The sequence below is a fragment of the Pseudomonas sp. EU05-FHT14B02 genome, assembly GCF_058791055.1.
Window position 1 is genome coordinate 21695 of the sequence record NZ_JBYTDD010000031.1, and the last position, 21015, is coordinate 42709.

Genomic DNA, 21015 nt, shown 5'->3' on the forward strand with positions numbered 1-21015 from the left:
TTGCCAACCATCCTTGAACCCGGAGAAATCGAAGCGGCGGCCAGTTCGCCGCCGTTTCTGTACATGCCACCGCATAACCTGTTCAGCCTGCGTGGCCAGCGCCTGGAAACGCTGGCCGAAGGGCACCCGATGGCCGATTACCTGCGCCTGATCGCCGGGTTGTGCCGGGTGCAGCAACAGGTGCTGGACGACCCGCCGCCAAGCGACCCCCTTGACCGACAACGCATCGAGTTGTGCCAGCAACACGGCTTGCCGCCGTTCGCGGCCGACAGCCTGGCGCGCGAAGACGATTGGCAGCCCTACCTCGATGCCTTGCTGCAGAGCTATAGCGCACCGTCACAATCCGCCGTGGCCGATGCCGTGGACACCTTGCGCCTGGCCGATGCCGGACAACGTCGCGCCTGGGCGGTGGCGCTGGTCAGTGGCCAGTATTCGCTGGTGCCGGCGGCGCTGGTGCCGTTTCTCGGTGCGGCGCTTCAAACAGCCTGGAGCCACTGGCTGTTGAGTACGCCGAACCTTGCGCTAACTCCCGGCGACAGCCTCAGCCAGTGCCCGGCCTGCGGCTCGCCGGCCATGGCCGGGGTCATCCGTCATCGCGGCAAGCACAACGGCTTGCGTTACCTGGTCTGTTCGCTGTGTGCCTGCGAGTGGCATGTGGTGCGGGTCAAATGCGTGTATTGCGAACAGAGCAAGGGCCTGGAATACCTCAGCCTTGAAGATGATCGCCATGCCGCCAACCAGGCGCCGTTGCGCGCCGAAGTCTGCCCCGGTTGCAACAGTTATCTGAAGTTGCTCTATCTGGAGAACGATGCGGACGCCGAAGCGTTGTCGGCAGACCTGTCCAGCCTGATGCTCGACATGCGCCTGACCCAGGACGGTTATCAGCGTCTGGCACCCAATCTGTTGCTGGCGCCGGGAGACGAGTAACCGCAGCGTCTACACTCTGGCGCGAGGGTCATTCGTTTTCAGGAGCACCAGATGTCTGCACGCAGTGCCAGCCAACCCCTGCGTTTACCTTCCATCGACAGTTTGTTGCGTCATCCGGCGTGCCGGCCGTTGGCCGAGCGCTATGGACGCGATGCCTTGCTGGGCGCCTTGCGACTATTGCTCGATGAACTGCGCGAAGGCGTACGGGAGGGTTTGCTCGAATCTGTGGAAGTCAGCGCCGACGTGCTGGCGGGCAGGGTCGGCGAGCGGTTGGCAACCGAACATCGCAGCCATGTGCGTCGGGTGTTCAACCTCACCGGCACGGTTTTGCACACCAATCTCGGCCGGGCGCTATTGCCCGAGGAAGCGATTGAGGCGGTGCAAATGGCCGCGCGCTATCCGCTCAACCTCGAATTCGACCTGCGCAGCGGCAAGCGCGGAGATCGCGACGACCTGATCGAAGGCTTGATCCGCGAATTGACCGGCGCCGAAGCGGTGACCGTGGTCAACAACAATGCCGCAGCGGTGCTCTTGACCCTCAACAGCCTGGGCGCGCGCAAGGAAGGGATTATCTCCCGGGGCGAACTCATTGAAATCGGCGGTGCCTTCCGCATTCCCGACATCATGGCCCGCGCCGGGGTGAAGCTGGTTGAGGTCGGCACTACCAACCGCACCCATGCCCGCGACTACGAGACTGCCATCGGCCCGCGCAGCGGCTTGATCATGCGCGTGCATGCAAGCAACTACAGCATTCAAGGCTTCACCACGAGTGTGGCGACGACTGAACTGGCGCAAATTGCCCACCAACATGGACTGCCGTTGCTCGAAGACCTCGGTAGCGGCAGTCTGCTGGACTTGACCCGCTGGGGCTTGCCGGCAGAGCCGACGGTGCGTCAGGCCCTGCTCGATGGCGCGGACATCGTCACCTTCAGTGGCGACAAACTGCTCGGCGGACCACAGGCCGGGTTGATTGTCGGCCGCAAGGAATTGATCGCCAGGATCAAGAAAAACCCGCTCAAACGGGCACTGCGGGTCGACAAAATGACCCTGGCGGCCCTGGAAGCGGTGCTGGGTTTGTACCGAAACCCGGACCGACTGGCCGAGCGTTTGCCGAGCCTGCGCCTGTTGACCCGGCCACAGGCCGAGATTCTCGCCCAGGCCGAGCGTTTGCGGCCGGCGCTTGCCCACGTGCTGGGTGATGGCTGGAGCGTCAGTGCCATGCCGGCACTGGGCATGATCGGCAGCGGCAGCCAACCGGTGGCGAGGCTGGCCAGCGCAGCGCTGTGTCTGCGCCCGCTGACGTCCAAGCGCTTGCGCGGTCGCTCGCTGTTGACGCTGGAAGAAGCCTTTCGCGACTTGCCGATTGCGGTCCTGGGGCGCATCGACGATGACGCCCTTTGGCTGGACCTGCGGCAGCTGGACGACGAGCCGGCATGGCTGGTGCAACTCGAACAATTACACGTGGAGGGTCGGGCAGGGTGATTGTCGGCACCGCAGGGCACATCGACCATGGCAAGACGGCGCTGCTCCAGGCGCTGACCGGTCAGGCGGGTGACCGGCGCCGCGAAGAGCGTGAGCGCGGCATGACCATCGACCTTGGCTACCTGTATGCCGAGCTGGAGGCGGATGCGCAGCTGACCGGATTCATCGACGTTCCCGGCCATGAGCGCTTCACCCACAACATGCTGGCCGGAGCGCAGGGCATCGATCTGGTGTTGCTGGTGGTAGCTGCCGATGACGGGGTGATGCCGCAGACCCGCGAGCACTTGGCGATTGTCCAGTTGCTGGGCATCCCCCGGGCACTGGTGGCGATCAGTAAATGCGACCGGGTCGACAGCGCCCGGGTGCAGATCGTACGTGAGCAGGTGCGTACCTTGCTGGCGCCCGGAGCGTATGCCGATGCGCCGCTGATTACGCTGTCGAGCGTGACCGGCGAGGGCATCGAAACCCTGCGCCAACAATTGCTGCAGGCCCAGCGTGAAGTACAGCAGCGCAGCACCGAAGGCGGTTTTCGCCTGGCGATCGATCGGGCTTTCAGCGTGGCCGGGGCCGGTATCGTGGTGACCGGCACGGCGCTATCCGGCCAGGTCGCGGTGGGCGATACCCTGCTGTGGGGGCCACAGGGCAAACCGGTGCGCATTCGCGGCCTGCACGCGCAAAACCAGGCCACCGACCACGCTTTCGCTGGCCAGCGCGTGGCCTTGAACCTGAATGCCGAACGGCTGGCACTGGAACACATTCATCGCGGCCACTGGTTACTCGCCGAAGGCCTGTATGCGCCCACCCGGCGCCTGGACATCGACATGCAACTGCTCGCCAGCGAGCCCCGGGCTCTCGAACACTTTCAACCGGTGCACGTGCACCTCGGCACCCAGGACGTGACCGGGCGCGTCGCCTTGCTGGAAGGCACCAGCCTGGCACCCGGTGGACGGATGTTTGCGCAACTGCTGCTCAACACAGCGGTGCATACAGTGAAGGGGGATCCGCTGATCCTGCGTGACCAGAGTGCCCAACGAACCTTGGGCGGCGGCCGGGTGCTCGATCCGTTTGCCCCGGATCGGCAACGCCGCAGCCCCGAACGTCTGGCGCAACTGAGTGCACTGGCGAACAGTGCCGGCCTGGAAGATGTTTTGCCGACGTTGCTGGCCCACAGCGACACCGGACTCGATCCGCAGCGCCTGGAGCGGCAGTTCAATCGACCGCGCAGCAGTTGGGTGTTGCCCGCGGACGTGCGCCTGATCGATACCCGTCAAGGCCCGTTGCTGTTCAGTGCAAGTCGCTGGGAAGCCTTGAAAGCGCACTTAGTGGATCAGCTCGCGCATTTCCATCAACTCGAACCGGATCAGATGGGACCGGACCGGGATCGCCTGCGTCGATTCACCGGCAGCACGCTGGAACGTCCAACGTTTATAAGCCTGCTCGACGAGTTGTTGGTCAGCGGCGACATCGCCAGCAGCGGCCCGTGGTTGCACCTTCCCGGGCATCAGGTGCGCTTGAGCGAAGAGGACGAAACCCTGTGGCTACAATTGCAGCCGCTATTCGAACAGGCCAGATTCGACCCGCCCTGGGTGCGCAACCTGGGACATGACGAAGCAACCGTCCGTGCATTGCTACGCAAAATGGCGCGCCTGGGCTTGATGCACCAGGTGGTGCGCGACCTGTTTTACACCGACAGCATGATTGGCCGATTGGCGGCTATGCTGTTGCAACTGGCGGACACCAACCCGGTGATTCAGGTTGCGGTATTTCGTGATGCGGTGGGCCTGGGGCGCAAACGCAGCATTCAGATACTGGAGTATTTTGACCGGGTCGGCCTGACCCGGCGCTTTGGTGATCGTCGGCAGATTCGCCTGGACAGTGCGCTGGCCCAGCGAAATGAGCTTTGATTCAGAGGCAATCATTCAAGGAAGGCAATCGCGCCCGGTGGCGCGGCCGGGCTTCAAACCCGGTTGGGGACGGCATCCGTTCCCGGGCAGGTTCGACTCCGGCTGCCTTCCGCCAATCAACCCCACACGTTCTGACTCAACTGAATCCCCTGTGGGAGCGAGCCTGCTCGCGATGGCAGTTGGTCGAAGCAACACACTTCGCCCAGTTTTTACACGGGGGTTGTGAAATGGATCGTCAGAGATTGCGCTGCGCTTCCATCCGATCATGAAGGATCCTGATGATCGCAATACCGTACGCAGTGATTCGAAAATAGATCATGTGCCGCTCCACACTGCAGCGCCGATAACCAGGACGGATAGCGTCGCAGGCCGGCGCCTTTTTCGGGTGCTCGGCCAATTGCGCAAATGCTGAGGTAAGGATATCAATGTAGCGATTGGCCTGATCCAGGCCCCACTGGCGAGCGGTATAACTCCAGATTGCCTCAAGGTCACCCTCTGCGGCAGGCGTCAGACGATATTCAGCCATGCGCGGTTAACATTCTCTGTTTGAATGCAACTGGATCGAATGGGCGAGGCTTTCCGCTGGATTCACCTTCCCGAAGGGCGGAACGGATCGTTTCGAGTTCAGCGCTGCGCTCCTGTTCACGACGGATCAGATCGCGAATGTATTCGCTGTCGTTGGTGTAATGGCCCGCTTCTATCTGCGCTTTGATCCAGTTGTCTTGCTGGTCAGTCACGGTGATGGTTTTTCGTACGGTTCCCATGAATGGGCCTCCACGGAGATGGTCGACTGCGTGCAAGTTATCATACTATTGGTGCGGTTTCGAGCAGCCTGGCCACTATTGCAAACCTTCCAATCCGAACAGAATTTACAGCTTTGCGGCAAGCCCACTCCAACAATTGAATACATTCCAAACATTGCCGCGTGGTTTGCTCAGAACTCCAGCGGGTACTCAATCACTACATATATCCGGTCTATGTCATCACCCGCCTGCGCTTCATTGGCCCGATGCGAAACGTGTGACACCTGTACCGACAGGTCCTTCGCCGCCGCCGTTTGGACGATGTACTTCAAATCAATGTCCCGCTCCCAATGCTTGCCGCCATCCCCTTGTTGCGGCACGAAGGTTCCGGTCGCAGGGTCGAACGGGTTGTAGGCCCCGCCTTGTGGTGCATGGGTGCCGTCGATCTGGTCGCCGGTGACGTAGCGGGTCATGAACTTCAGGCCGGGTATCCCGAAGGCAGTCAGGTCCAGGTCGTAACGAACCTGCCAGGAGCGTTCGTGGGCGCCGTTGAAGTCGGCGTACTTGATCGAGTTGGCCAGATAGATGGAATCGCCACCGACGAAATCGAATGGCGTATCACTGCTGACTTTCTGATAGGCCAGAGTGAAACCATGGGCGCCCAGCGCGTATTTACCGGACAGGCTGTACGCCGTGTTGTCGATGGCACCGGCCAGTGCCTGACCAGTGTCCCTGGTGTGATAGAGGTTGGCGTCGAGGAACACCCCGGACTGCTTGAAGTGCAGGTTGCCGTAGTACTGATGCCAGGTGTCCGTCAGATCCGAGGCATACAGGGCGCCGCCAACCGGGCTTTGAGTAAACAGATCGGCGCCGACAAACGAAATGCCGCCGGCCTCGGTATTGGCGCCATAACCGAAAAAGTTGCCCTTGCCTGAAGCACTGTCCTGATTCTTGAATGCCGTGAAGTGACCGGCTTGCAGGTTCATGCCGTCGATTTCGCGGCTGTTGAGCAGAAAACCTGTGGCGTACTCTGGCTGCAGGCGTTTGTCCGCGGTATCGAACACCGGGGATTCGACCTCCATTTCGCCAAATGCCAGGGTGGTGTTCGATGCCTTGAGCTTGATCGCGCCACCACCACTGGAGTAATTGCTTTCGCTGCGACCATCACTGCCCACGGGCAGCAGACCGGTTCCGGAATGGCCTTTGCCACCGTCGAGTTTCAATCCAACAAAAGCATGGGCATCGAGACCGAAACCAACTGTGCCCGGCGTGAAACCGGATTCAAAAACGCTGATAAAACCTTGAGCCCATTCGGCTTTGTAGTTTTTTCCGGTCGGTGAGGGGGATCGATAGTCGCTGTTCAGATAAAAGTTTCGACTGAGCACGCCAAAGGTCGAGCCCTCGAAAAATCCTTCTGTGCCTTGCGCCGATTCCTCGGCCGATGCGTGGTTGGCCAGCAGGCAGAAAAACAGGGCAACAGGCGCCCTGAAGTCTTGCAGGGAAAGGATCATCAATGGGTCACCAAAGGGGCAGGGTTATGCCAGGTGCTGCCTTTGCAATGGCCATGACCCTGTCCTTACGGGGGGGGAGTGAAGTGGTCATGGTTACGTAGATCGGGTCGGGAATATTGAGTCGGTGTGCTGTCTTTGATGCCTGGTGCGCAAAGTGACTAAAACCCCAATAAGGCTATCCATCGGCGCGGCCCTGCAGCGGTCGACTATCGATTATTCTGGTAATGAGGCAAGCGCTGCCGGGCGAGAAGGGGACGCAATCATGTCTGCACAGGATCGAGAACTGCTGGACCAGGTGCTTGCCGCCCATGGCGGCCTGGTGCGCTGGAACAGTTTCAATAAGGTCTGCGCCACGATCGTCACCGGCGGCTCGCTCTGGGGCATGAAAGGGCTGACCCAGGACAGCGCGCCACGCCAGATGACCGTTTGGCTGCACGAACAAAGAGCCTCGGTGAAACCCTTCGGCGCACCGGAGCAATTCACGGACTATACGCCGAACCGAATCGCCATCGAGAATACCGCAGGCAAGGTGATTGCTGAGCGCCATGCGCCCCGGGCATCCTTCAAGGGCCATGGGGAACACACAGCGTGGGACCCGTTGCACCGGGCCTACTTCAACGGGTATGCGATGTGGTCCTATCTGACCATGCCCTTCCTGTTCACCTTGCCGGGCGTAACCTGCGAGGAAATCGAGCCACTGCAAGAGGGGGCCGAACTCTTGCGGCATTTGCGGGTGCACTTTCCCGACAGCATCGCAACCCACAGCGCCATCCAGGACTTCTATTTCGACGATGGCTTTCTGCTGTGCCGCCACGACTACAACGTCGATGTGAGCGGCGGCATGCCCGCGACCCAACTGGTTGGTGACTACGTCGAAGCCGACGGATTACGCATGCCGGGCAAGCGGCGAGCCTATCGACGCAAGATCGATGGGCAGGTCAACAAGGAGGCGTTGCTGGTGTCGATCGACTTGAGTGAGATCCATTACTCGTAGCAAAAGTCGTGTCTTGGCGTAAACCGGCGGAGCGCGAAGCCAGCCGTCGTGTCCTGTGGGAGCGAGCTTGCTCGCGATGAGGCCGGTACGTCCAGCATTGATACCGGCTGACACTCCGCCATCACGAGCAGTCTCGCTCCCTCAGAGTCTAGGCAGGTTCCATACCGCTAAAATGAAATGAGCGCCACCAAGGCGCTCATTTTTCAGATCCTGTTCATTTGGTTTTCACCACCGCCGGTGGAGTCCAGTCACCGTCGAGGACATCGGCTTGCGGCCAGTAGGCGCGGATGTACAGCGAGAATTCTGCACCTTTGGGGGACGGCAGCCAGTTGCTTTCCTTGTCCTTGCCCGGTGATTCACTTTGCACGTAAATGGTCAGCGAGCCGTCAGGATTGGTTTGCAGGGATTTGTTCTTGGTGCCGATGGAGTAACGCTTGAGCTCGTTCGCCGAGAAGAAGTGCTGTTCGTTGTACAGCGTCAGCGACCAGAACCCCCTGACTGGCGGCAGCTTGCCTTTGGCGAACGTGACGCTGTAGCCGTAACGGCCGTTGAGGCGCAGGCCGTTCTCATCCAGATCCTGGTAGAAGTATTTGGTTTCTTTCTGCTGGTTCACGAAGATGTTCGAACGCGCGACGGCGGTACGGGTGAAATAGTCGGTGCCGAACGCTGCACCGTTGCTCACGGTGCTCCAGTAATTGGGCAATGGCACACCGTAATTGCGGAACTGCAACAGCGGGTCGATCACTTCGCTGTCGGTCTTTTTCGCCTCGTCGATCATCGCAGCGCGAAGTTGCGGGTTGGCCTTGGCGATGGCGGCGAGGGCAGCCATTTGCGCGTAGCGGGCTTCTTCCCCCGGCAATGGTTTGGCGTCCTTGAGCAGGGCCGGCAGTTCATCGAAGAACTTCTCCGGCACCACCCACTTGGTTTCGGCATTGCCCTCAGGAGCCTGGGCCGGGAAGTTCGGCAGCCTGGCCCAGTTGCGCTTCTTCATTTTGCCGTCGTATTGCGACAGCGGGTACATGTCGATGCCCGACAATGCCGGTTGCACGGCCTGGCGGTCGGCGGCGGTATCGTCCTGAAATACTCGAGGGATCACGAACCCGGTGTTCGTACGCGCCCGGTACACCCGCTTGATGCCGGGCGGCACCTTGCCGTTCCAGTCCGGGCCGACCAACAGGTAGAAACCCGGTTGGGTGTTATACATTTTGCCCATCTCGGCGAAGCTGTCCGAACGCAGGTCCACCACCTGATACACCCAGAATCGGCCGTCGAAGTCCGGCACTTGCAGCACCACCGGCTCAATGTCCAGGGCGATGCTGCCGGCGCCGTACACCACGTCCTGGTTCGGACAGGCCACCAGCCGCTCGGCCGGGTCGATGTAGTTGCTGAGCATCGACAGCCGATTGATCGGGGCCACGGGTACGATGCCGCCCATCAAGCCGGGTTCCGGCAAGTTCTTGAAGGCCTGGCGACGATTGAAGATGTTGGCCATCGGCCAGGCCCAGAAATACGCCTCGCGCGCCATCATGCGCACATACGGTTCGGTTACTTTGGTGCCGGCGACAGGGCCTGAGACAGGGCTGGCGACCGGTGCGGCAACAGTGGCTTGCGCTGCGTAACCCGGCGTACTCAACAGGGCTGCGGCTGTGAACGTACTGGCGAAAGTCCAGGCGAGGAGGGCATGGCACCGGGGTAAACGATTCATGAAGCATCCTTACTTGTCGGCAGTCACCGAATGCAGGTGATTCGCTCTCAAGATAGCTCATCTTTACCCCAGTGCTGTTCAGCGCAGGCGCGGGGGCCTTGGATCGACCTCAAAGATGATCGGCATCAATCACCGCCTTGGCGAACGCCTGCGGATCTTCCTGCGGCAGATTGTGGCCGATGCCACCATTGATCAACCGGAACTCGTATTTGCCGGTGAAGCGCTTGGCATAGTCTTCAGGCGCCGGGTGCGGTGCGCCGTTGGCATCGCCTTCAAGGGTGATGGTCGGCACGTTGATGGACGGCGCCGTGGCCAGTTTCTGCTCCAACGCTTCGTATCGACTTTCGCCCTGGACCAGGCCCAGGCGCCAGCGGTAGTTGAACACGGTGATGTCGACATGGTCGGGGTTGTCCAGTGCCTTGGCACTGCGGTCGAAGGTGGCATCATCGAACGCCCATTTCGGCGAAGCCAGTTGCCAGATCAATTTGGCGAAGTCGTGGGTGTTTTTCTGGTAACCGGCGCGACCACGGTCAGTGGCGAAGTAGAACTGATACCACCACTGCAATTCCGCCTTGGGTGGCAGCGGGTTCTTGCCGGCCGCCTGGTTGCCGATCAGATAACCGCTGACCGAGACAAGCGCCTTGACTCGTTCCGGCCACAGTGCAGAGACAATGCCGGCCGAACGCGCACCCCAGTCGTAGCCACCGAGCACCGCTTGCTTGATCTTCAGGGCATCCATGAAGTCGATGACATCACTGGCCAGTGCAGCCGGTTGGCCATTGCGCAGGGTTTTGTCGGACAGGAAATGCGTATCGCCATAACCGCGGGCATAGGGCATCAGCACCCGATAACCCTTGGCGACCAGCAACGGCGCAACCTCATCATAGCTATGAATGTCGTACGGCCAGCCATGCAGCAGGATCACCACCGGCCCGTTGGCCGGGCCTGTTTCTGCGTACGCCACGTCCAGCAGCCCGGCGTTGACATGCTTGAGCGGGCCGAACGGAGAGGGCGCCGCCTGAGTGGTACCGGCAGGGGCCACGGTTGGCTGCGCGGTGGCGGCCGTTTGCGCCTGGGCCGCACCGAACACGCCGAACAGCGCCAGCGCGAGGATCGAAGGGCCGACCAAGTGGCGGTGAGTCTTGCCGTATTTGCTGTTGCGCAGTGCCATCTTCATGGGATGTCTCCAATACCAGCCGTAGGGCAGGGGTTCCGTCCGAACCCCTTCAAACCTTGCCTGCATTTAAGCGCGGCAATGTATCTGGCCGGTGTCCAATTGCAGGGCGGATGAAAGTCTGTGTATCGAGATGTCACGCCGATACACTGTGATACACAAGCGTTCAGACACTGGAGGGGGCGGGATCAGTATGAAGGCTAATTCGACTAAAGCAGTATTACCGGCGTTTTTTCTATTCAACGGGCGGATTCAGTGAGGTGGCTACAGCCGCCTAAGCGGAGGAGAGTGACTGTTGGTCGGAAAAAGATGGATCCGGCTTTGTTAAATCCGCCTGTTTATTGACGTTTTTGTAAGTCTTATAAAACAAATAGTTGCAGTCTAAAAGTGCGACTATTTGTAAGGAGCGATTAGTTTTTGACGCGCCAATTTTATGCGACTTAGGTCTGATTTCCGTCTCCTGGACCTTGGGACATACGATGGGTGACCGTCGCTATCCCGGGTTATCTGCTATTAAACAGTAAATGTTCGAGTGCTAATCCTTCCGGGAGCGTGTCATGAGTCCATTCATTCGTATCGGCATTGCCGACGATCATCCGATGTTGCGTGAGGGCGTTGCCACAACATTGAGAAAACGACCGGATCTTCAGGTCATAGAGCAGGGCGCCAATGCGCAAGATGCCAGGGATATTGCCCAGAGGGTGCGTCCGGACGTGATGCTGATGGACGTCAATATGCCGGGCGATGTTTTCGCCGCAGTGCGCTTCATCTCCACCCAGCTGTCGGATGTGAAGGTGCTGATGCTGACGGTTTCAGAATCCGAAGATGACGCCATTTTGGCACTGGAGGCCGGCGCGTGCGGGTATGTGTTGAAAGGTGTCAGCGGACCGGAACTGGTCCAGGCGATCAGGTCAGTTGCCAAGGGCGAGATGTATATTACCCCCGAGTTTGCCAGAAAATTGCTGAGTAACTTCAAGACACGCGAAGCAGAAGTTCACAAGATTGATCTGACCCACCGTGAGGAGCAGGTCATTCGTGAAGTTTCAAAAGGCCTGACCAACAGGGAAGTGGCATCAAAGCTCTTGATCAGCGAAAAAACCGTCAAGCACCACATGACGTGCGTGATGCAGAAACTACACGCCCGAAATCGTGTTGAAGCGGTCTCGGCCCTTCGGCATTATTGGGAGCGCGAAGCTGTCAGACGACTTCACATCGGTGTAGGGGAAACACAAAGGATGCCCGCAGCGGCTCCTGACTACTAGAGTTTGAACTGTGCATTGACCGACGTACCCGAGGCACCAGAGTCGATACTGAACAACCCGCCCAGAGATTCAACGCGATAACGCAAACCGGCGAGCCCCAATCGGGTTCTGCCGGATTTCTCGACCAGCATGGCGTCCGTCGCCATGCCTGGGCCACTGTCCCTGACGCTGATGTTCAATACTTTATCAATGTATTGCGCCTGGATGACCTGACCCTCACCGTTGGCATGACGGTAAGCGTTGTTGAGGGCTTCTTGCACAAAACGGTACAAGCAGAGTTTGAGCGGCAGTGGCGCGGCCTTCGGTAGCGGGCCCAGGGCTAATGCGACTTTGGTGCCAGTACGTTGCTCGTGCCGTTGCGCCACCAGTCGCAACTCTTCCTCCAGGCTCATGTCGTTGATTTCCGGAAGTGCCAGACCTCGTGATAAATCGCGGACCTCTCGCAATGCGTCGGTGGCGGCGCCACGAATGGCTTCCAGCGACTCCTGATCGACTGCGGAGCAGTTTTCGACCAGGTCATCGAGTCGGATCAGAATCATGGTCAATAGTTGCGCTGGACCATCGTGCAGGTCTGCACCAATGCGCCGCAACGTGAGTTCATTGACCCGGGAAAACTCCTCGGTAGCCGTCGCCATCTTGCGCTGGAGTGCGGCCTTGCCAATGCGCAGGCGGATTTGCTCCTGCAGCCGCAAGCGCAGTGCCACTTGCTGTCGCTGGATAATCTTGTCACCGCGTCGCACGATAAAAAAAAGCAGCGTCAGCATGGCCAATGTCGCGGCGCCAACGACCAGCCATACCTGCTGTCGGACCCGCTTGATCTCGCGTTCCAGACTTTCGGCCCTTTCATAAAACTCGCCCACTGCGATGACCTTCCCGGAGCTGAAATCCCGCAGCGGCGCGTAGATTTCATAGAGCGGTACGTTGAGCGCGCGCTCGAACTTGTTCTCATCCTGGCTCAGATCCTCAAGGTCGGTGACCACTTTGCCCCTAAGTGCCTCGGCGATTTCGTCTGTTGGGAAGACGCTATTGGTGATGGCTTTATTCGTGCTGTAGACCACCGTGCCATCCGCTCGCCAGATCTTGATCGAGACAATGTGCTGGTTTAGCGAACGACTTTCCATGAGACGGTCCAGGGACTGGACACTTGCAGCCGAGAGACTGTTTTCCTGCCCCATCTCCTGCACATAGGGCTCCAGAAACGCTTCCATGTAGTGGGCGCCTGCCTCTGCCGCACTTTGTACCGCTGCGCTTTCTATTCGTGCGCTCACCAGCTCACCGACGAAGAACATGGTCAGCCCCAGGATCATCGCAGCGGCAATCACAAACTGGGCCGAGCGACTCAGCTTGCGCGTCAGGGCCGTTATCCGGCTGCGCCAGGTTCCCTTGTGAGCCACATCGGAAACTGAGGGCGGTACAACTAAAGTCTCAGTCTCGCCCGCGATAAAGGTCTCGTTTTTTGATTCGACTTTTGCATCTTTTTCCATTGGCCGGACTCCCTGAACATGGTGACAAGTTGGTTGGAAACCCGTGCCACTCAACGGATATCTGGAGATTGCCATGTATGAGTTAAAGCGCTTTACTCTCAATCAAAAAGACATTTTGTTTCTTGACCAGCAGGTTTCCTTTCCGACCATTCATGTCGTCGGTTACAACAGTGTCGGTGATCCGCTCTACGGTTATAACGGCTCGGATGGTAGTGTCCACGTGCTCGGCGTGCTGGGAAGTTTCAACCCGTTGGACGCGCCTCTTGGTGAAGCCATTTGGTACAACGGCGCCCGCGACCCGATCGGCTTGCGCAATGTCTCGGGGCACTTCAATAACATGACCCTGGATGGTCAGGCCTGGGGCAGTTTCGGGCAAAACTTCATACGCCTGACCCACCCGGACTATACACACTACGTCCATCAGAACCTGAGCAATTCCGCATTGACGGGGGCGGGTGTCCCTGTGGGCAGCACGCCTATCACTGACAATAGTTCACTGTATAGCGATCCGACAGTTTCACTGGTGGACTACACACCACGGATGATCAGTCAGACTATCGCCAGTGGCGGAGTGACGTTTGCAACCGATGCCAACGGGCACATACAGCATACTGCCACGGGCGTTGCGATCGTCACGGATCCGGGAATCCTGGGCACCATTGGCGAAGTCGATACCACTTCGCCGGACTCCGGCCAGTACTACATCCGAAATCAGAATACTGTAGGCGGCGACCCGTCGACCACCGGCTGGTTCACACTGTTCGGACAGTTTTTTGACCATGGGCTGGACTTCATCAACAAGCCCAATCAAAACGCTACGATAACTATTCCCCTTGCGCCAGACGACCCGTTGTACGGCTCGATCGGTCCGGATGGGCAGCCTGTGTACTCGATCAAGGTGCACCGTGCCACCGTCAGTGAGGTGGACGGGCAGGGACAGGCGCAATACGTCAACCTCGACTCGCCCTATATTGATCAGAACCAGACTTACGGCTCCACTGACGCGGTGACGCAATTACTGCGCCAGTGGGTGGCAGATCCCAATCATCCGGGGCAGTTCATTGCCGGCGCAGCGCTGTTCGATGGCACAACCTTGAGTGACGAAGCAGCCTGGACCCTCAATGGGGCCTTGACCCACCAGACTCTGCCAACCCTGAGCGAACTGCGCGCCCATGTGCTGGCTACCGGCCGTGACGATCTGACCTGGGATGACATCGCCAACTTTCGCGTGCGCGATGGCAGCGGCCATGTGCTGGATGCCGACCCCGGCACTCCCGGCGTGCAGGCGGTGTATACCCGCGAGGCGATCCTGCTGGACATGAATCCGCATTTCGATGATGTGCATATCGATCAGGCGAAACTGATGTCTTTGGACGCGCATATCTCCAGCATTACTTTCGATCCGAACAATCCTTTCGGGATGGTCATCAATTACGACAATTCCGGCCCTAAGAACCTGTTCAGTTTTGTCAATTTTGCTGACTTCTCCATCAGTGCCGCACCTGGCAGTGCCGATTACGCGGTGGCCAACGAGTTGCTGCTGCAATCGGTGGGCGACCACTACATTGCCGGTGACGGCAGGGTGAACGAAAACTTTGGCCTGACCGCGATCCACCATGTCTTCCATGAAGACCACAACGTACAACTGATCAATCTGCAAAACGAAGTGCTGGCACAGTCTGACGCTAACGTGCGGCACAACTGGCAGGTCCAGGTCAGCAATGGCAGTGGTGGTTTTTATACTGATGCCAACGGCAACTTCACCCTGGCTGATGGCGTTACGGTTTCCTGGGACCAGGACAAGCTGTTCTACGCCACCAAACTGACCGTGGAAATGGAATACCAGCACGTCGCAATTGATCAGTACGCCCGGCTGATCACTCCCGACTTGCCAGAGTTCGTGACCTATGACTCGAGCATCAACGCCAATATATCGCTCGAATACGGCCAGGCGGCGTTCCGTTTCGGTCACTCTCAACTGCGCGAAACCATCGATGCCCTGGAGAAAAATGCCAGTGGTACCTATGACCTGACCGGCTCGATCACCCACTATGCGCTGGAGCAGGCGTTCCTCAATCCCGGCGGTTTTGCCGAGGTTGGGCCGACGGCCATTGCCTTGGGCATGACCCGACAGATCAGCAATGAAATCGACGAATTCGTCACCCCGGCGCTGCAACAAGGCTTGCTCGGTCAGCCGTTGGACCTGGCGACCATCAACCTGGCCCGTGGGCGTGACCTGGGACTACCCACACTGAACCAGGCGCGTCAGCAGATACACGATGCGCTGATTGCCGAGCGGGCGTCACCGGCTGGCGCACAGCACCACACCAACCTGATCGTGGACGCCTTGACGCCCTATACAAGTTGGAGTGACTTCGCCAACAACATGATTCACCCGGAATCGCTGGTCAATTTCATCGCGGCGTATTCTTTTGATGGGGATAAGGCACATGCCCAGGCGATTATTGATGCCGATGCCTCAGGCTTGACCGTCAATTACGCTGGCGGAAGCGTCACGGCTGAAGAGGCGGCGTATTTTCTTTCCGGCGCCGCAGATGCCAACGGCAATCATGTGGCCGGTTATGACGGATACAACGCGATAGACCTGTGGATCGGCGGCCTGGCGGAAAAACATGTCTACACCGGACAATTGGGCACCACCTTCAACGCCATCTTCGAGGACCAGATGGAGCGGTTGATGGACGGTGACCGCTTCTACTACCTGTTCCGCCTGGATCTGGGCTTGCCAGCAATGACCAACCTCAACGAGCAGGTGGTGACCGAACAATTCAAGGACATCATCGAGCGCACCACCGATGCCCGTCATCTGGCCGGCGATGTGTTTGGTTATGCCGACAGCTACATCGAATTGAGCAACACCGACTCCGGTGCCAGTGACACCGCGTACAAAAGCGAGCACAAGTACGGCACGCTCATCGCGGCAAACCACGTGGGTGTTTACTCGACCGGTGGCGCGGGCGGAATTGGCGGTAACGGTTTGCTGGTCAGCCTGACCAATCCGGAAACGCATACCGCTCAAACCTATATCCGAGACTACCGCCCGGATCAGGGCGAGAACCCTGATGGCACCGCGGCAGTGGGGTACAACTCACACGAAGTGTTGTCTGGCACCGACTACAACGATTGGCTCGACGCCGGTGACGGTGACGATACGATCTACGGCGAAGGTGGCGACGACATTCTGGATGGCAAAGCGGGTGCCGACCATATCTATGGTGGTGATGGCAACGACGTTATCTACGGTGGTGATATCGAAGACTTTCTCGATGGCGGGGAAGGGGACGACATTATCTATGCCGGGACCAGCGCCGGTGCCATCGATGTGGTGATCGGCTCTGGCGGTAACGATCATCTTTATGGCGAGGCCGGAATTGATGAGTTGTACGGTGGTGCCGGCAATGACTACATCGATGCCGGTGGCGACACCGACCTGGTACATGGCGGTGACGGTAACGATGAGATCTACGGCGGCGACGGCCCGGACATTCTGTTCGGTGAAGACGGTGATGACATCATTTCCGGTGGCTCCACCGGCGACCAGGAGTTCGGTGGTGTCGGTGACGACATTCTATTGCCTGGCCTGGGTGGCGCACCGGGTCAGGGGGACGGTGATGAGGCCTTGGGTGACGTGGGTTTCGATATTGCTGCCTTCAGCGATGTGAACATCGCCCTGGATGCAGCGGCAGACCTCAATAACCAAAACATCGTGGCTGCACCAGGCACTGCAGTATTGTTCCAGCCGTTCAACGCCTTGTTGACCAACATTGAAGGCCTGGTCGGCTCTCGATTCAGCGACAGCCGTCCGAACGCGGCGACCCCGTCGAACCCTCTTGCAGGCTTGATCGGCAATGCCACGGAGAACTGGCTGATTGGCGGCAGTGGCGATGATCTCTCCCAAGGGAACGGCGGCAATGACGTGATCGTCGGTGATTCGATCAAGCTCGCCGACTTGAATCACTTGCTCGCCAGCCAGGGCTTCGCACAACATTTTACGGGCCTGCAAGCAACCCGGACGGATTTCATACTGGGTGACAACCACGCAGCCTCCGGTACGGCTGACGGCGCAGCGGATGCGGCACTGTTCAGCGGCAATTTTGCCGACTACAGCATCACCAGGTTCACCGATACCCGGCCGGGGGGAGAGCTGATCACGGCATTCAAAGTGGTGGATCTGCGACTCGGCGCGGCTAACGTCGACGGCACCGATATCGTGACCGGTGTGGAAAAACTGCGTTTCGCCGACCGTACAATCAACCTGAGCCTCGCTAACCAGCTGCCGACCGGTAATGTGGTGCTGTCTGGCTATGCCACCGCACCGACTACCCCAAGTCGCCCGGTGCCGGCCCAATATCGGCTGACGGCCAACATTTCAGCTATCCAGGACGCCGACGGTTTGCCAGGGCCAAGCGGTTTCTCCTATCAGTGGCAAGCACTGGTGGGCGCGACCTGGTTGAGCATAGCTGGAGCGAATGCTTCGACCTTTGCGCCCACTTCGGAACAGTTCGGCCAGCAACTGCGGGTGGTTGCAACTTATACGGACAACATGGGGACGGTGGAACAACTGACGTCGGCCCCGTCAGAGGCGGTCGGGCGTTTCATTGAGGGCAGCAATTTCTTCAGTAACACGCTCGATGGCACCAATTATCAGGACATCCTGATGGGCTATTCGGGCAACGATGTCCTCAATGGTGGCCTGGGTTCCGACTTGCTCGACGGTGGTAGCGGTAACGACACGATGCGAGGTAATGCTGGCAACGATATCTACATGGTCGATGCCAATGGCGATGTGGTCCAGGAGAATGTTGACGAGGGCATCGATACGGTGATGTCTTCTGTGAGCTACACCTTGGGCGCGAACGTCGAGAACCTGACTTTGGTGGGCTCCAGCTACATCAATGGCACTGGCAACGCTCTGGACAATGTCATCCATGGCAACAACAGCAACAACCAACTCAGTGGCCTGTCGGGCAATGACGCGCTCTTCGGTGATGCCGGCAACGATACTTTCCTGGCATCGCTGAACGATGGCAACGACCACTATGATGGTGGCTCGGGAGTCGACACCTATGATTTGTCCTCCACTTCGGCGGCGGCGACGGTCGATCTCATCGCGGGTCTATCAAACAGTGCCCAGACCGGTAGTGATTCACTGACGGCCATCGAGAACGTCACAGGCAGTTCGGGTGACGATCACATTCAAGGCGATGCGGTCAGTAACCTGTTGCAAGGCCAGGGCGGCAATGACTGGATGGATGGTGGTAGTGGTAACGACACACTGGTAGGAGGACAAGGACTGGACAGTGTGTTCGGCGGTGTTGGCAATGACAGTATTCGAGCGTCAGTCAACGATGGCAATGATATCTACGACGGCGGTGCCGACAACGATACCTATGACCTGTCGGGGACATCGGCCAATGCAACAGTCGACCTGTCCACCGGCCTGGCCAGCAGCTCGCAGACTGGCAATGACACGTTGATTGGCATCGAGAATGTCGTCGGCGGCAACGGCAACAACAGCCTGACCGGTGACAACGGCAGCAATACGCTGACCGGGCAGAGTGGTATCGACACTCTGAGCGGCGGTAGCGGTGCCGATACGCTGACCGGTCATGGCAACCGCGATACCCTGATCGGCGGCGCTGGGTCAGACATATTCATGTTCAGTTCGATCAACGACTCGGGTACTTCGGCGACGAGCCGCGACGTGATCACCGACTTTGCACAGGGTACCGACCATATAGATCTGACCCAGATCGATGCTCGGACATCCGGTGCAGGTGCAATCGGCAATCAGGACTTCAACTTCCTGGGCGAGTGGAGCGGAGTTGGCAACGAGTTCAACAATCAAGCGCAATTGAAGTACCACTTCGTCAACGTCGGCGGAGTCGATCACACCTATGTGGAGGGCAATGTGAACAGCGGTAATGGCGCAGACTTCCAAATTGACCTGGTTGGCCATGTGGCCCTGACGGCGAATGATTTCGTCGGCGTGGTGTAAAACTCTCAAGCAAAAACGGCGCCCTGCTTTGAAGAGGGGCGCCGTTTGTATGATGGAGGTGCCAGCTTGGTTTTCTGGGCCAAACACATGTCAGATGTTCCACCGGTGCGATTAAATCCGATTCTCGTATCGGTAGGTATCTGGATTCACCTAACCGAACCCTATGGACATGAGCCATGATTTCTATGTTTCAGCTTCGCCATATCTTCGAATGTGGATTTCAACCGCTCTCTTGTACCTGCACGGTCAACCCGGATGGATCATTGATGATCAAAGTGTTCGATTCGATCTCTGGGCGGATTGATCTACTGGTCACTGCGGTCGCGACTAGCGAGCTAACGTCCAGCAATGCTATTGCAAGCTTGATTGGTGCGCTTCGCTCTGAAATGGCAGCACACCATACAATGGGCACTGTGGTGTTAACGATATAGTAAAGACATATCGTGAATCGCACCGGATCCTCTATCCAAAATGGCTGCTTCGAGGGCGAATCAATTTTCATTGATCTTGAAAAGCATGAAAGGGAGCCGGTCTGAGTCAGGCATCCAAAATCACCGAAAAGCCCACAAAAAAGCCTGCCTGGTGCGGGCTTTTTGTTGTCCATGGTTGCCGAGATTGACCTGGCGAACCGCAGGCTTCTAAAAAAGCTGAGACTGGTTGCATGGGGCGTTTCCTATGCATGCTGCTTGTGCAGTTCCAGCGTAAGCGTCTGGTGAATATATCTTGGCATTGCTCTCATCCCCGTGCTGGCACAGCTGGGGAGCCTTCATCATTGAGTTATCCATTAGTTTGATTTTGATCAACCTCTCGATTGCTTTGCTAGCTAGACTGAAAACCAACATGACGTAATAAGTCGAGGTTGTACTTCATGTACTGGTTCCGCCGTCACCGCCAAAGCCTATTGCACCTTACCCTCGTGGTATGGGTGTTAGCTGTGGTCGTGATGGCAATCCAGGGTTGTTTGGTGCAACCCGATCACAATATCGCCGCGCCACATCATGCCGAGCAATACGTGGTAGTAGATGACCATGCTCAACACACCAGTGGTTGCCTTCAAAACTGTGAGGCCACTGCTACGGCGATAAAACCTGTATTGCAGACTCCAGCATTAGACCCCATCCAGTGGACCGCCCTTTTACTGTTAACTGCGGCAGTAATAATGGTGCTTGATCCCGAGAGAAAATCCTCCTTTGCCGCTCTTGCACTTAAGCGCCCCGCACCGCCGGAAGGCCCAGTCCGCCTGACTTTCGTCCGTTTCAACGATTAACCCCTACCTCCGAGTGGCACAGCACTGGGTGCTGCGTTCTGCTGCACCGTTTTTTCGTGCCTCAGTTAGTCCTGCTTATCCCCTCACAATTTCAGGAGTTCATCATGCATAAGCATTCCAAGTTCGTTCTAGCTGCCGTCTTGGCTAGCAGTGCACTCATGGCCTTTGCCGAGGATGCGCATCACCCAGCCGACGCACCAGGCGACGCAACCGAGAGCACAGCCCCAACGTCGACCGCCGTGACTCAAGCCATGGCTGAGCAAATTGAGAAAATGCAGGCTGCACATGACAAAGCGGCTGCGGCTAAAACTCCCGCTGAGCGCCAGGCCGCCATGCAAGAGGGCATGAAAGCAATGAAGGACAGCATGGCCATGATGCGCAAGGAGCAGAGCGCGATGGGCTGTATGAACATGTCTGGAGCTAAGGATGGTGGAGGCAAAGGGATGATGGACATGATGATGCAGATGATGGAGCAGCAGTCGTCCATGATGGAAATGCCAATGAAAAAGTAAACGTGCAGTAGAACTGCTGCAAATCACAAAG

The 21015-nt window shown here is 58.3% G+C and carries 15 protein-coding genes and 1 tRNA gene; 10 read left to right on the forward strand and 6 right to left on the reverse strand.

Annotated features, from left to right (window positions below; all coding sequences use genetic code 11):
- The 4 genes from fdhE (at position 1) to AC3WTM_RS24025 (ending at position 4428) form a co-directional block, all read left to right on the forward strand.
- Positions 1-927 carry a formate dehydrogenase accessory protein FdhE gene (fdhE, locus tag AC3WTM_RS24010; RefSeq protein WP_102670270.1) on the forward strand — a complete coding sequence of 309 codons (927 nt, stop codon included), beginning with the start codon at positions 1-3 and terminating at the stop codon, positions 925-927.
- Between the two features lie 51 nt (positions 928-978).
- On the forward strand, positions 979-2409 hold the full coding sequence (gene selA, locus AC3WTM_RS24015; RefSeq protein WP_102670269.1) for an L-seryl-tRNA(Sec) selenium transferase: 1431 nt from the start codon (positions 979-981) through the stop codon (positions 2407-2409).
- Positions 2406-4313: a selenocysteine-specific translation elongation factor gene (selB, locus tag AC3WTM_RS24020; RefSeq protein ID WP_102670268.1), complete on the forward strand. Its 1908-nt coding sequence runs from the start codon at positions 2406-2408 to the stop codon at positions 4311-4313. Before selA ends, selB begins: the two co-directional genes overlap by 4 nt.
- 19 nt (positions 4314-4332) lie before the next feature.
- Positions 4333-4428: transfer RNA gene (locus AC3WTM_RS24025), tRNA-Sec, on the forward strand.
- A gap of 120 nt (positions 4429-4548) precedes the next feature.
- Here AC3WTM_RS24025 and AC3WTM_RS24030 read toward each other — a convergent pair.
- The 3 genes from AC3WTM_RS24030 to AC3WTM_RS24040 form a co-directional block, all read right to left on the reverse strand.
- A complete protein-coding gene (locus AC3WTM_RS24030) occupies positions 4549-4839 on the reverse strand; it encodes a type II toxin-antitoxin system RelE/ParE family toxin (RefSeq protein WP_102670267.1) in 291 nt (96 codons plus the stop codon).
- Positions 4832-5077 carry a type II toxin-antitoxin system ParD family antitoxin gene (locus AC3WTM_RS24035; RefSeq protein WP_102670266.1) on the reverse strand — a complete coding sequence of 82 codons (246 nt, stop codon included), beginning with the start codon at positions 5075-5077 and terminating at the stop codon, positions 4832-4834. The genes AC3WTM_RS24030 and AC3WTM_RS24035 overlap by 8 nt, the downstream gene beginning before the upstream one ends.
- A gap of 170 nt (positions 5078-5247) precedes the next feature.
- Complete coding sequence (locus tag AC3WTM_RS24040) at positions 5248-6567, reverse strand: OprD family porin (protein WP_102670265.1); 1320 nt, start codon at positions 6565-6567, stop codon at positions 5248-5250.
- Between the two features lie 262 nt (positions 6568-6829).
- Here AC3WTM_RS24040 and AC3WTM_RS24045 point away from each other — a divergent pair, with 262 nt between their 5' ends.
- Entirely contained in the window at positions 6830-7561 is a 732-nt protein-coding gene (locus AC3WTM_RS24045; protein WP_102670264.1) for a hypothetical protein, read from the forward strand.
- 214 nt (positions 7562-7775) lie between these two features.
- Here the strand turns inward: AC3WTM_RS24045 and AC3WTM_RS24050 are convergent, their stop codons facing one another.
- Positions 7776-9266, reverse strand: coding sequence for a DUF1254 domain-containing protein (locus AC3WTM_RS24050; protein ID WP_102670263.1), 1491 nt, complete (start codon positions 9264-9266; stop codon positions 7776-7778).
- A gap of 109 nt (positions 9267-9375) precedes the next feature.
- On the reverse strand, positions 9376-10443 hold the full coding sequence (locus AC3WTM_RS24055; protein WP_102670262.1) for an alpha/beta fold hydrolase: 1068 nt from the start codon (positions 10441-10443) through the stop codon (positions 9376-9378).
- 554 nt (positions 10444-10997) lie between these two features.
- On the opposite strand from AC3WTM_RS24055, the gene AC3WTM_RS24060 reads away from it, so the two are divergent.
- A complete protein-coding gene (locus AC3WTM_RS24060) occupies positions 10998-11702 on the forward strand; it encodes a response regulator (protein WP_102670261.1) in 705 nt (234 codons plus the stop codon).
- Here AC3WTM_RS24060 and AC3WTM_RS24065 read toward each other — a convergent pair.
- Positions 11699-13186 (reverse strand): sensor histidine kinase, encoded by a 1488-nt coding sequence (locus AC3WTM_RS24065; protein ID WP_102670260.1) that lies wholly within the window; start codon positions 13184-13186, stop codon positions 11699-11701. The two genes, AC3WTM_RS24060 and AC3WTM_RS24065, sit on opposite strands and share 4 nt — an antisense overlap.
- A 73-nt stretch (positions 13187-13259) precedes the next feature.
- Here AC3WTM_RS24065 and AC3WTM_RS24070 point away from each other — a divergent pair, with 73 nt between their 5' ends.
- The 4 genes from AC3WTM_RS24070 (at position 13260) to AC3WTM_RS24085 (ending at position 20984) form a co-directional block, all read left to right on the forward strand.
- Positions 13260-19205, forward strand: coding sequence for a peroxidase family protein (locus AC3WTM_RS24070; RefSeq protein ID WP_102670259.1), 5946 nt, complete (start codon positions 13260-13262; stop codon positions 19203-19205).
- A gap of 176 nt (positions 19206-19381) precedes the next feature.
- A complete protein-coding gene (locus AC3WTM_RS24075; protein WP_102670258.1) occupies positions 19382-19636 on the forward strand; it encodes a DUF1652 domain-containing protein in 255 nt (84 codons plus the stop codon).
- A 437-nt stretch (positions 19637-20073) separates the two neighbouring features.
- Positions 20074-20472 carry a hypothetical protein gene (locus tag AC3WTM_RS24080; RefSeq protein WP_102670256.1) on the forward strand — a complete coding sequence of 133 codons (399 nt, stop codon included), beginning with the start codon at positions 20074-20076 and terminating at the stop codon, positions 20470-20472.
- A gap of 104 nt (positions 20473-20576) precedes the next feature.
- Positions 20577-20984, forward strand: coding sequence for a hypothetical protein (locus AC3WTM_RS24085; protein ID WP_102670255.1), 408 nt, complete (start codon positions 20577-20579; stop codon positions 20982-20984).
- Positions 20985-21015 lie beyond the last annotated feature (31 nt).

Bases quoted from the DNA above. Each gene is read 5' to 3' on its own strand.
- selA (WP_102670269.1), top strand. From the start codon at position 979: ATGTCTGCACGCAGTGCCAGCCAACCCCTGCGTTTACCTTCCATCGAC.
- AC3WTM_RS24030 (WP_102670267.1), bottom strand. From the start codon at position 4,839: ATGGCTGAATATCGTCTGACGCCTGCCGCAGAGGGTGACCTTGAGGCA.
- AC3WTM_RS24035 (WP_102670266.1), bottom strand. From the start codon at position 5,077: ATGGGAACCGTACGAAAAACCATCACCGTGACTGACCAGCAAGACAAC.
- AC3WTM_RS24040 (WP_102670265.1), bottom strand. From the start codon at position 6,567: ATGATCCTTTCCCTGCAAGACTTCAGGGCGCCTGTTGCCCTGTTTTTC.
- AC3WTM_RS24045 (WP_102670264.1), top strand. From the start codon at position 6,830: ATGTCTGCACAGGATCGAGAACTGCTGGACCAGGTGCTTGCCGCCCAT.
- AC3WTM_RS24050 (WP_102670263.1), bottom strand. From the start codon at position 9,266: ATGAATCGTTTACCCCGGTGCCATGCCCTCCTCGCCTGGACTTTCGCC.
- AC3WTM_RS24055 (WP_102670262.1), bottom strand. From the start codon at position 10,443: ATGAAGATGGCACTGCGCAACAGCAAATACGGCAAGACTCACCGCCAC.
- AC3WTM_RS24060 (WP_102670261.1), top strand. From the start codon at position 10,998: ATGAGTCCATTCATTCGTATCGGCATTGCCGACGATCATCCGATGTTG.
- AC3WTM_RS24065 (WP_102670260.1), bottom strand. From the start codon at position 13,186: ATGGAAAAAGATGCAAAAGTCGAATCAAAAAACGAGACCTTTATCGCG.
- AC3WTM_RS24070 (WP_102670259.1), top strand. From the start codon at position 13,260: ATGTATGAGTTAAAGCGCTTTACTCTCAATCAAAAAGACATTTTGTTT.
- AC3WTM_RS24075 (WP_102670258.1), top strand. From the start codon at position 19,382: ATGATTTCTATGTTTCAGCTTCGCCATATCTTCGAATGTGGATTTCAA.
- AC3WTM_RS24080 (WP_102670256.1), top strand. From the start codon at position 20,074: ATGTACTGGTTCCGCCGTCACCGCCAAAGCCTATTGCACCTTACCCTC.
- AC3WTM_RS24085 (WP_102670255.1), top strand. From the start codon at position 20,577: ATGCATAAGCATTCCAAGTTCGTTCTAGCTGCCGTCTTGGCTAGCAGT.